This is a genomic window from Spiroplasma endosymbiont of Nebria brevicollis, from assembly GCF_964030895.1.
Lineage (GTDB): Bacteria > Bacillota_I > Bacilli_A > Mycoplasmatales > VBWQ01 > Spiroplasma_E.
On the sequence record NZ_OZ034986.1, the window covers coordinates 211,342 to 223,367 of the forward strand.

The 12,026-nt window shown below is 24.5% G+C and carries 12 protein-coding genes; 1 reads left to right on the forward strand and 11 read right to left on the reverse strand.

All coding sequences use genetic code 4. The annotated features are described in order from the left end of the window. Window positions 1-12: 12 nt before the first annotated feature. The 11 genes from AAHM98_RS01170 to AAHM98_RS01220 form a co-directional block, all read right to left on the reverse strand. Entirely contained in the window at window positions 13-750 is a 738-nt protein-coding gene (locus AAHM98_RS01170; protein ID WP_342276685.1) for a site-specific DNA-methyltransferase, read from the reverse strand. Window positions 751-897: 147 nt separating this feature from the next. Further along, window positions 898-1,932 carry a hypothetical protein gene (locus AAHM98_RS01175; RefSeq protein WP_342276686.1) on the reverse strand — a complete coding sequence of 345 codons (1,035 nt, stop codon included), beginning with the start codon at window positions 1,930-1,932 and terminating at the stop codon, window positions 898-900. A 14-nt stretch (window positions 1,933-1,946) separates the two neighbouring features. Then, the gene (locus AAHM98_RS01180; protein ID WP_342276687.1) at window positions 1,947-3,560 is read right to left on the reverse strand and encodes a hypothetical protein; all 1,614 of its coding nucleotides are present in this window, start codon (window positions 3,558-3,560) and stop codon (window positions 1,947-1,949) included. 170 nt (window positions 3,561-3,730) lie between these two features. Further along, entirely contained in the window at window positions 3,731-3,865 is a 135-nt protein-coding gene (locus AAHM98_RS01185; RefSeq protein ID WP_342276688.1) for a hypothetical protein, read from the reverse strand. A 71-nt stretch (window positions 3,866-3,936) separates the two neighbouring features. After that, window positions 3,937-4,899, reverse strand: a complete 963-nt coding sequence (locus tag AAHM98_RS01190) for a hypothetical protein (protein WP_342276689.1) — start codon at window positions 4,897-4,899, stop codon at window positions 3,937-3,939. Window positions 4,900-5,250: 351 nt separating this feature from the next. Next, on the reverse strand, window positions 5,251-7,170 hold the full coding sequence (locus tag AAHM98_RS01195; protein WP_342276690.1) for a hypothetical protein: 1,920 nt from the start codon (window positions 7,168-7,170) through the stop codon (window positions 5,251-5,253). Between the two features lie 474 nt (window positions 7,171-7,644). Next, a complete protein-coding gene (locus AAHM98_RS01200; RefSeq protein WP_342276691.1) occupies window positions 7,645-8,589 on the reverse strand; it encodes a hypothetical protein in 945 nt (314 codons plus the stop codon). A 188-nt stretch (window positions 8,590-8,777) separates the two neighbouring features. Then, complete coding sequence (locus AAHM98_RS01205; protein ID WP_342276692.1) at window positions 8,778-8,957, reverse strand: hypothetical protein; 180 nt, start codon at window positions 8,955-8,957, stop codon at window positions 8,778-8,780. Window positions 8,958-9,163: 206 nt separating this feature from the next. After that, window positions 9,164-9,646, reverse strand: coding sequence for a hypothetical protein (locus tag AAHM98_RS01210; RefSeq protein ID WP_342276693.1), 483 nt, complete (start codon window positions 9,644-9,646; stop codon window positions 9,164-9,166). 70 nt (window positions 9,647-9,716) lie between these two features. Next, on the reverse strand, window positions 9,717-9,905 hold the full coding sequence (locus AAHM98_RS01215) for a hypothetical protein (RefSeq protein ID WP_342276694.1): 189 nt from the start codon (window positions 9,903-9,905) through the stop codon (window positions 9,717-9,719). Window positions 9,906-10,451: 546 nt separating this feature from the next. Then, window positions 10,452-10,988 (reverse strand): IS1595 family transposase, encoded by a 537-nt coding sequence (locus AAHM98_RS01220; protein ID WP_342275883.1) that lies wholly within the window; start codon window positions 10,986-10,988, stop codon window positions 10,452-10,454. 415 nt (window positions 10,989-11,403) lie between these two features. Between AAHM98_RS01220 and AAHM98_RS01225 the strand changes: the two genes are divergently transcribed. Then, window positions 11,404-11,913 carry a hypothetical protein gene (locus tag AAHM98_RS01225; RefSeq protein WP_342275842.1) on the forward strand — a complete coding sequence of 170 codons (510 nt, stop codon included), beginning with the start codon at window positions 11,404-11,406 and terminating at the stop codon, window positions 11,911-11,913. Window positions 11,914-12,026: the final 113 nt, after the last annotated feature.

Here is a 12,026-nt window from a genome sequence, read left to right on the forward strand (position 1 = left end):
GTTATTCATTTTTTAAAAACTAAATTTAATTTGTATTTTCTTTAATCGTTTTTGTATCATTGCAAAATAATTATTATTCATTTCACAACCTACTCATTTTCGGTTTAACTGTTCACAAGCATATGCGGTTGTACCACTGCCTAAAAAACAATCTAAAATTAAATCATTTTCTTTGCTATATTTTTGAATTAAATCAGTAAATATATTTAGTGGTTTCTCTGTTGGGTGTTCTGTTTTTTTATAAGCTGAGCCGACTGAATTTTTAAATATTGTTTTTTTATTTTCATAATTATTTTGATAATTTGGAATTGGGTGCTTTTTAGAATAAATAATCATACAATATTCTTTATCTTGCAAAATAAAATTATTAGTTGGCATTGGGTTTATTTTTTCTCATAAATAAAAATCAAAATTCATATTATTTTTATAAACTCAATCTAAATAATCTTTAATTTGTCATCTATTCATTCAAATTAACATAAATTTAGTTTTTGAAATTCGATAAAACTCATCTAAATAAGTATTTATATCAAATGAATTATGTAGATTATTATCATAGATAGCATTAATGTATTTATTAATACTTTTTGATATCCTATTTTCATTTATTTGCTCGTTTTTTCTTTTTGGTAAATTATATAAATAGGGTGGATCAGTTAATATTAAATCAACACTATCATTTTCTAATGTTTTGACAAAAGATAAAGCATCACCATTTATTAATTTTCCTAAATTTGTCTTAAATATCATTAACACCACCACCTTTCTAAAATAAAAAATGTTTTCTTTGCTATTTTTAAAAAATAGACAAAAATAAACATTTTCTTTATTTTTTTATTAAAATTTTGTAAAAAAATAACTAAATTTAATCATTTTTTAAAGTATTTTTGCATTATTTTAATTATCTTTTTTTCCAAATCCGGCTTTTTCTTTTTTGATTGCTTGGATTTCAATACGATATCTTTCAAATCCTGAAACAAAAAATAGTCCTTGTCCTTTTACACTACGAGCAATATAGTCTTTTTCTGCTGATGTTAATCCCCCATAACTTTTATATAAATTAATTACTTTTTCTAAGTCATTGGGTTTTAATCCCATAATAAATGAATATTGACTATTATTTATAATTGCTGTTGTTTTCTTTAAAACGGTTTCATTTTCTACAAAATCAGCGATATTTTGCGTTGCCACAACCAAAGCACCATTATATTTCCGAATCCTTTTTGTCATTTGGTACATAAAATTTAAAGCAACTGGATTATCTTTATCGATTGCTAAATGAGCTTCATCAACAATTATCACTATTTCATTATTATCTTTGAAACGATTTTCTTTTACTTCTTTTTTGATAATATTTAGCATTAAAATTAATTGTGCTGCGTTTGTTTTTTTGTCGTCTAAGTCAAACAAATTATAAACATCATAAACAACAAAATTATTTTTAAATTTTATCGTTGTATATCCATTTCAAAGTGCTTGATATTTTCCATCATTTAAAAAATCGGTTGCTATTAAATCCATAAATTCTTTTAAAAGTTGATTTTTATTATTAATATATTCTTTTTCTAATAAGTCATAAAAATCACTCATAATTGGAAAATCATTGTTTATTATTTTGTTAATATCACTATTATTTGTAATGTTAAATTGGTGATATAATAATTTCAAATATTTTGTTAATAAATTAATTTCTCGCCCGTTAAAATCAGGATAAAGCGTTTTGAATCATTGTTCTAAAAATCTTAAATGATTTGATAGGGGCGATGAATTGGTATTTTCTAATTCATCAATAAAGTTATTATATAAAATTTGTAAGGGGTTTATTTTTCCTATCGAAGCATCTCCTGCGTCAATTCAATTTCCATCATAATAAACACATAATGGTTTGTATTCTCGCTCAGGATCAATAACAATAACTTTACGACCCATCATGATATGATGATTTATTATTTTTTTAACAAATATGTTTTTCCCATTCCTGTTGTACCGAGAATAAACATGTTGTGGTTTGTTCTTTTACTTGTTGTTTTAAATTGATCTCACAACACGTCATTTCCCATATTGTTTGTCCCTAATCACATACTTTTTTTATCATGTAAACCACTATCAATAAATGGAAAAGATGCTGCCAGGGTACTTGTTGGCATTTCTCGACCATATTTTTTTATTATGACCTTATTGTTATAGGGTATAAAACCTTTTAAACCATTAAATTGTTGATATCACAATGGATTAGGTTTAATATCCATTTCTTTTAATGCTTTTGTTAATCGTGTTTGTGCCTGTGATAATGTTTTTTTATTTGTTCCATAATTTAAAAATAAAATATTAACATTTTTTAATAATTCACCACCACCATTAACCTCATCAATTAAATGGTAGTATGTTTCTAATTCATAGTTATTTTCATTTGTATTAACATATGATTTTGTCATTACTTGTCGTGTTTGGGTTGTTTGAATGGCACTGTTGATTGCTTTTTTTGTTTCATCATAATTTAAAGGATTTATATTTCAAATAATAGTTTGCTCATTTGAAAATAAACAAGCCCCTCATAAATCGTTAATAAATAAAGGATAGTCCTGAATTGTATTAATTGAATAATATAAATCATTTGCTATAAAATAATTTTTTTTAATATTTAGGTAGTTAAATTGCAATAATTTTGCTAAATTATCTTTATTTTTATTAAAATCTGTTTTATTTAATGGTTTTTTATATGGATTTCACATTAATTTTAAGATTTTTGTTATTTCATAATTAGATAAAATATTACAATTAATTTTTCCTTTATATAATTTATCTTCTAAAAATAATATTTTTTCATTTAAATCTTTTTCACCATTTCCGTACACAAAAATAAAAAAACATTTTTCGGTTTTTATTTCATCGTTTATTTTAATTAATTCTTTTTTAAAAAAAGCAATATTATTTTTAATTTTTTTTGTAATTTTTACAAATTGATTAAAACTAATTTCTTTGTCTTTATAACGGATTTGCGTTTTATTAATTTGTTTTTGTAAATATCTAATGTTGTCATCAAAATTTAATGGTAATTCTAACTTTAAAAAAGTTATTGGAAAATTAGCAAATTTAAAAACATCTTGCAAATCTCGTAATCTTAATATTTGCTCTTCACCGCTTAATAAAGTAATGTCAAATCCTTTTATTTGAATTGCTCCAATTAGAGTCTTTTTTAAAGTACCTTTTAAAATTCCGTGAGTTGTAATAAAGTTATTACCAATAACTTTATTATATGGCACCAGTAAACTTGTTTTGTTTTTACTATATTTCTTACAACTAAATAGGTAATTTATTTTATAATATAAGCATTGTCATCCTTTTAAATTAGTTTTTTTATTTGTAATAATTAGTGGTAAACTAATTAAAATCATTATTGATGATGATAATAATTTTATTCATAGTTTTCATTGAAAACCAAATATAAACATAATTGTTAATCCAACTCAAACGGCAATTATTAAAACATCTGTTATTGTTATATTGCGTCAAAAACGATATTTGGCATCTTTTAGTTTTTTTGGTATTACATTTTTCATATTTTGCACCTCTTTCTTTTAAATTTAAAACGACATTTAAAATGCCGTTTTAAAAACTATTTTTATATTTATAATAAATATTAAATATAATGAAATAACTTTCATTGCTAATTTGCCCCTTAAAATGCGTAATAAGGGTATTAAATAAAAGGGGAACAAATAGATATTATTTATTGTTTTTTTATTTTCTTTTTGTTTTTACTTTTTTTATTTTCTATTTTGCCCCCAATTTTTTTATTTAATTGATTTTTAATGATAATTCAAGTTATAAACCCACCAACTATCCCACAACTAATCAAAGTCATTAAAAATAAATTAACTGGTTTTTTAAAGAACTTTTTTCAACCACTTTCATTATTTTCATTATGATTGGGGTTTATTGGTTTGTTTGGTTTTTCTGGTTTATATTTGGATTATTATTCTCTCCATTCCCATTATTTCCATTGGGATTATTGGGATTCATTGGTTTATTGGGAATGTTAGGTATAATTCCCTCTGTTGGGAGAATTTCATTCGGTTTGCTAGGGGCATTTTCTGATGTTGGGTTATTTATTAACTTATATGAACCACTCCCAATAACTTTTAAACTATTATCCAAAGCATAAATAGTAATTTTTAACTCAGCACCTTTATTTTCTTTGATTTTTTCCATAAATTCCTGTAATTCATTATCATTAATGTTAATTTTTTTACCATTTAATCCTTGCAATGATATTTGATAATCAACATCTAGCACTAATATTTCATCTAATTTATTAATCTTAAAACCTTGTTTAATATATTCCATAATATAATTATTAAAAATATTATCTTTTGTTTTATCTTTAAAATTATATTCTTGATTTTGATACTTAATTTTACTTAAATCAATGACTTTACTTTCATCATAATTTAAGTTGTTAATAACTTTAAATTGGTTTGTTTCCCCGATTAGTATCGTTGATGTATTTAGTGCTTTAATTCTTATAATTGTTGCTTTCGTTTGTTCTTGCTGATTAGTTATTAGTTCAATTAAATCATCATCAGTTAATTTTTGTCATTGCTGATTTTTATATATTTGAATAATATAATCTTTGTTTATTATTGCTAATAAACTGATTTTATTTATTTCTTGTCAAACATATTTATTAATTTTATCTCTAATAGTTTTAATATCTTTGGCATTCATTTTTAAAGCACTAATATTTAAATCATTTAGCGACTTAAAATTATTGATACTTTCATTGACTGCTAAATGATTACGAATATCTGAAACATAGTCTCGTCAATATGATAACACTGCTTCATAATTTAATTTTGCTAAATCATTGTCTGTGTTTCACTTTTTATAGTTAATCATGTAATCTTTTAGATGTCTTCCTTGTGTTGTATTTCAAAAATCACTCGCATCTTTACTATCAACTGAATTTAAAAAATACTGATAATTTGAACTTTTATTTTTATCAACATAGATAAATTTGTGTTGATAAAATGGTGTTTGGGTATTTCCATTTAAATCATTAAAGCGTTTTTGTTGAATGATAAAATGAAATCAACCAGCACTGGTATTAACATCACTAGTTTTGTTTTTTTCTAATTGATAACCATTTTCGAATTTAGTATTTAACTTTTCATTTGATAAATAACGAGTAAATTTTTCAATGTTGTCATTATTGTAAAAGTTTTCAAAACCAGCTCCGACTGCACTTGCTTATGCTAAATAACCGATATCATAATCATTAATATTACTAGTTTTTATTAAATTTCCATCTTTGTCAATTGGATCTAATGGAAAGGGGGTGTTAGATTGATGTCGAACTCAGATTAATTGCTTTTTCGTCCCTGTTTCTTTATTAATTTCTTTATCATAATTAGGGTTTTTGATTGATTTATTTTCATTGCTAGGGTCTTTGATAAATTCATTTGTTAGTTTTTCATAGTCAATATTCTTTGGCCCTCATCCCATTAATTTTAATTGCAATGATGGGGTAATTGTTTCAATTAAAATGGTTAACTTAAAATTACCTCCAATATCTCCCTCAATTTTGGGGTTTGGCCTGTGGATAATTTCAATTTCATATTTATTAACTTTTTCTTTATCATCAAAAGTATATGTGTATAAACCATTAACAGCGTTTAAATTAACCCCATTTATTTTAACGATATCATAATCAGGATCATTGTTGTTTTCTTTTGGTTCAATATATTGAAAAAATGTTGTTTTATGATATTTTATTATTCCTTTATTATATTTATTTTCCTTTCCCTCACCATTATTGATAACTTCTTCAACATCATTAATCATTTCAATGCCCTTTTCATCACTAATTTTTCCTGGCGTTATTAAAATCCGTTCCTGAATTTTACTTTTTCAATATTTCGCACTTAATGAAAAATTGAGTTTTGTTTTAAAAACTCAATTTTCTCATTGTTCTGTTAAATGATTAAAAATATTAAAACTTGTTTTAAGATAATAATTATTATCTGTTATTAACGCATAATCAGGATTGATAAGTTTTTTTCATTCTATTATGTTTCCGTTTTTGCTTAAAACATTAAATATTTTATTATCTAAGATAGTTTTAATTGCATTTCAATTAGTTTTATCTAAAATATTGGTTGATGTATCACTTTGATAAATGATTGCTTGCTTTAACTCGTTTTCTATTCTATTTTTGGCATTAACAATATTATAATCACTATCAAAATTTAAAGGTGTTTTAAATTCTCATATTTCAGAACTGCCATTTTGGTAATTTTCAATATTAAAGCTTGTTTTAAGATAATAATTATTGTTCCTTTTTTCTAATTGATAATTTGGGTTTAAAAATTCAATTCATCCTTGGGTATCATTATTATCATTTAGTGCTTTTTTGATTTTGTTATCCATTTGTTCTTTAATTTGGTTTCAATTATGAGAACTTTGTGGATTATTATCAATAATATAATAATATTTAACTTCTTTATTTAGTTCTCTTGTTAAATTACTTTTCATATCATTAAAACTAAAACTTGTATTAAAAATTAGTTTATTAACTTTTAATCATGTTTTAGCTCATGTATTCATTGAATTTCATCCGTTTTTAGCTCGTGCATAAACTAGAAAATCAATTTTAAGTTTATTATTTTCTAATTGATATCTTACATCTGCTCAGCCTCACTCTTCATTTTGGGTATAACCTTGATAGTGATGAAAAATCTGCGATGTTTTTGCTATGCCACTTATTTGACTTAGATTTATATAGTGATAAGTATTATAATCAACTTTTGCTGCTTGGTTATGATCAACATAACCCTCAAAATCTATTTGAATCTGTTTATACTTATTTTTAAAATCATTTCAACTATCAGCATAATTCAGTATATTAACATAATAATATGCTGATTCTACTTTTTCTGTATAATCGCCACCCCAAGTTCCGTTTGTTTCGACATCAATATCATTATCTCAATTAATATTTTTTGTAAAACTCGGCGCTGTTGGATTAAAACTTTTCTTTGCATTTTTGCTAATAATTTTCTCTTGCTTTGATATCAAATAATTATCATTGATGGTTGATTTAAAAATAAGTGGTTCACTTATACCGATTGTGGCTGTTAATAACAATGGCACCAATATAGTTTTTTTCATATCAAAAAACCACCTTTCTGTTTACTAGTATTGATTAAGAAATAAAACATAAAATAATTTTTATAATATTCATAATTAAAATACCAAAAATAAAAGATAATAGCGGTGAGATTAATAAAGTAAGCATTTTTTACCCACTTATTTCTTTTTTAAACACAATAAATCCAGTTATTATTTGTCATAAAATAGTTATAGTAAATAGTACAAATATTGTTATAAGTTCAATTTTTCAGTTCATTAAATTTACTCCTTTCTATTTCAAAGTTGGATATATTAAACCAAATCACAATCCAATTACTAACAAAAACAATACAAAACAACCTATACTAACATATAATATTATTTGGCAAGTTTTTTTATATTTCGTTAACTCAATTTGTTTTTTCATTTTTTGCAATTTAATACCAAGAAATTTTCATAAACAACCAAGCAAACCGATTACAGCAATGGTTCCCACCATTCCGATTATATTGTTTAACATCATTTACACTTCCTTTCTTTTTTATCTCTTATTTGTGGTAAATAACTTGTCAAGTATTCGTTTCAAAATTCTCATGTTTTTGTTTGCATATTTTGTTTCGTTAATAACCAATATGCAAATCCCTCTGCCAATAACTCGTCATCATCGCTCAATCCATAATTACTGTTGGCAAATATCTTTAAAACTTTTTCTTTGTCTAGTTCTGCAAATTTATTTAAGTTATTAATTTTTTGTGCTAAAAATTGCTTTAAATAAAAAATATGATTGATTTTAATTGTTTCTCAATCATAAAAATAAAAGATATGCCCTAATTCGTGGATTAAAATATGAAAAAAGTTATTGGTTGTAAATTGTCCTTTGTATCATTCACTATTTATTGTTTTTTCAAACGCACAAGATAAAATCTTTTTGTTTATGAAAATAGTTTGGTGATTATTTGTTTGTCCTAAGACATTAGTATCACCATCAATGATATTTTTAATTTCTATTTTCCTTAAAATTTCATTTATGTTTGTTTTATTTCAAATATTAGCAACAAAATTATAAAATAATAAAATAAATTGCTTTAAATTATCTTGGTATTGTTGACAAATATTATTAAGTAAATTTTTCCAATATTTTTGTTGTTCTATTTTCAAATAATTTTGTTGTTCGTAAGTACTAAATTCTGTTTTAAATTTAATTGATAAATTATTATCTGTTTGCCTTAAAAAGGCATTAGTTAAATTTTTGATTGTATCTGTCTTGTACTGATTAAAGAAAGTTCCTTTATATCCTCGCTGTTGGATTAAAACAGGGTGGGGTAAGTATCTTTTTTCTAAATCAATATTGGTTTTTAAATTAACTTTTAAATCATTTTTTAAATTAGGTGGTAAGTGTGGTTTATTATTTGCAATATTACCACAACTAATTAATGTCATTGTGTTTGCACAAGACAACGAAAATATCGTCAACAAACTAAGCAGTTTTTTCATCCATTTTTATTTTCCTTTCTATTTTGACAAAATAAAAAAAACAGCAATTTTACTTTAATTACTGTTTTTAATCTATATTATTTTTATTAATTTATTCATTTTCATTTGACTTGTTAATTTTAATATTGTCTGTTTTATTTTTGCAGTTATATTTATTTATTTTTAATTTCCCAAATGTTTTTTCATTTTTCATATTCGCTTTGATCTTTATATAATTCTTTTTCGATAAGTTCATCTTTTAAATCTAAATTGCTTTTAGTTGCTTCGCTAAATACTTTTTTGTCTTGGTTACAACTTATTTCTGGTTTTAAACCTTTTAATTTTAGTTCCATTTCTAAGATTTCTTTTTTTAAGCGTAAGTTTTCATTTTCAAGTGATAAATCATTATTATTTATATTATTATGTTTTTCCGTCTCAATTAATTTAGTTATTTTTTGGACAATTACATCAACACTTGATTTATCAAATATTTTATCTTTAATTGCTTCTTTAATTTCTCGTGTTGGAACACCATAATGTGTTGCTGTTTCTTGTAAATCTAATAATCTATTTTTCTGTTGTTCTTGTTTTTTAATGGTTTCAATTCCTTTTTTAATTTATCAAGTTCTTTTTGCCAATATGCATCAGGATAACGAACTAAGTCTTGTTCTCTAATCTTAATCCGATATTCTAGAAAAGGAATTGCTCCGCTTTTGTAGGCGTCGTATCATTCTCATGCTTGATCTCATTTTGACTGATTTATGTTTTTATTTTTTTGATGTAAATTGCCAATACCATCAACTTGTTTTAAAAATGGGTATTTAGCGGTTGTTGGGACATTTCGTCCAAACTTTTCTAATACTCACATGACATTATTTTTGTCATCATCATTTGATCTGTCAATATATAAAGCATTGTTATTAGAACCTGCACCAAGAGCATGAATAATTGCTGCTTTAATTTCGCTTAACTGTTCTCTGTTTTGCATTTTGACAACGCGCTCTCAGTTGACTTCGCCACCTAATAATCGTCATAATCACATGATTTATCACACTCCTTTTAATTAAATTATACCGTATTTAGAAAATTTGTCAGGTGTTTTTTACTTATGATTATTTATTCTTTTTTGTTTTTGATTTAAAGTCTTTTTTTGCATTTTTTAAATCATTTTTGAAATTATGAATATTAACTTTATTTGCCACATTTTTTGTTTTACTTAAATCTTTAATATTGGTTTTTATATCTTGTTTTTTATTAAGATAAATTTCTTTTTTACCAAAATTTTCAAGGAGGCGTAACAAACTTACGTAGTAATTATTCTATTATCAATAATTTATCTTTAAAAGACTCATTACTTTTTAAACTCATAAAATACCCTTTTCAAAAAGACGAGAAATAAGTATCGTCTTTTTTTGTAATTGTAAAATTTGCAAATTTTATAACAGTCTTTATCACTATTATCAACACGTGCTAGGGACATAAAATAGTGAACCATAACACAGTTGTTAAAAATAGTGGCTAGCATGTGGACTTGCATGTTGAAATAAAAAGTGGAGTGATACCTAACAAAATATACTAACCATGAATAATGGTAATCCTTGGGGTGGGAGCGGATTGGCAACTAGTGTATATAGACCCGTTTGGGGGACGTATTGTAATTAGTTCTTTATTTAACAGCACTGCCACTTTCAGTGAGCAGATGCTGTTTTATTTTTTTCAAAATTTTACAATTTATTTACGAGCCCAGTTTTTCTAGAAAATATTAAGGCTTTTCTCCCTTTATGTACTATTAAATTTTATCACATAAATGCTGAGAAAAGCCTATCTACGGACTTCTCCCCACAGTTTTAAATCAAACATAGCATTACAGTTTCAAAACTAGGTATGTTATTGAATTTATATGCTGATTCTTTTGCATATAAATGAACATGATGTTTTGCAACTTTGATATGTGTTTTAAATGTTCTTCGTATATGTTTTCATACTGATTCAATTTGGTTGGTATTTACACCAGTTTTTGAAACATAGCCATTTTGATGGTTAACTGTTTCATGCTTAGTGAAAACCGATTTCAAATCGCGATATCCTTTTCACAAATCAGTATGTACATCACACTTTGAAGACATGTGGTTTCTTGCAAACTGCAAAAGATTTTTACTGTTTGCGTTTTTCAATACTTTCACAATTAAATTATTGGTTGTTTTTTGATAAATGCCAACAATCAAGGTTTTGTTTAACAAGGATCTTCCTTGTTTTTTAAAACCCATATGTGAAAGATACATTTCATCTATTTGCACTATCCCTTCAACAATGAATTGAGGTTTTTGTTTAGCAATGGCACTTCGGATTTTATGACCCATTCTTCAAGCTGTTTTCAAGGTCACTCCCAATTCTTTTGCAACATCAGTTGATGGAATTCCATGTTTGGTGTTTATTCATCTAAAGATGAGATAAAACCAAGATATTAAAGACGTTTGGGACTTTGAAAATATAGTGCCCGTGAGAATACTAAATGTTTGATGACATTTCAAACATCTCATTCTTTTTAAATCAGAAGTATTCAAATTAAAACTAGAACACCTAATACATTTGCTTTGTTTCAAACTTGCTATATATGCAAGACATTGTTTTTCAGTTTGAAATATTCTGTTGAATTCATTTCAATTCATTTTTTCCTCCACAAGTACATGTGGGGAGAAGTCCGAATATTAATTATATTAGTGTTAACAAAATAAATAACATATATATCCTTTACGCTTATAGCGACAGGATATATAAAAAAAAGAAAGGATTGTTAAAATGCAAATAGAATTTCAAAAAGAACAAATTACTGAAAAATCAAATTCTATTATGATTAATTATGGCGAATATAAATTATCTGTTCCAAATTGAATGATTAAAAATAATAGTTTTATTGTTGATGATAAATATACATATTGAGTTTTTAATTTAGAAAATATTAAAAAAGAATTAATTGGTATGGAATTAAAAGAATTATTAAAACCATATATTAATAGTCAAAAAATAACTATTAATCAACCCCCTGCTAAAAAAGAATATTATATTAATAAAATTAAATTAGAAGAACTTACATTTTATGAAGAACATAATGGGTGATTTATTGGAGAAATAAAAGACCCAAAAACAAACATTATTAATTCATGTTTTAAATACAATGTTAAATGAGTTGAAAATAATAAAGCATACAAGATTATTGAATACAATCATAATGATTTACCCACTAATTATTTAATTACTCCATATAAAGATATTAATACTCATAGTAAAAATACATTTTATGTTAATTAAAAAAATCATTTGAATAATGAATAAATTTTATTGTCAACGTGATTATGGTTGTATGTGTATAGAATTAGAACAAGGAGAATTTGAATAATGAATAACTACTTATTATCAGTAGA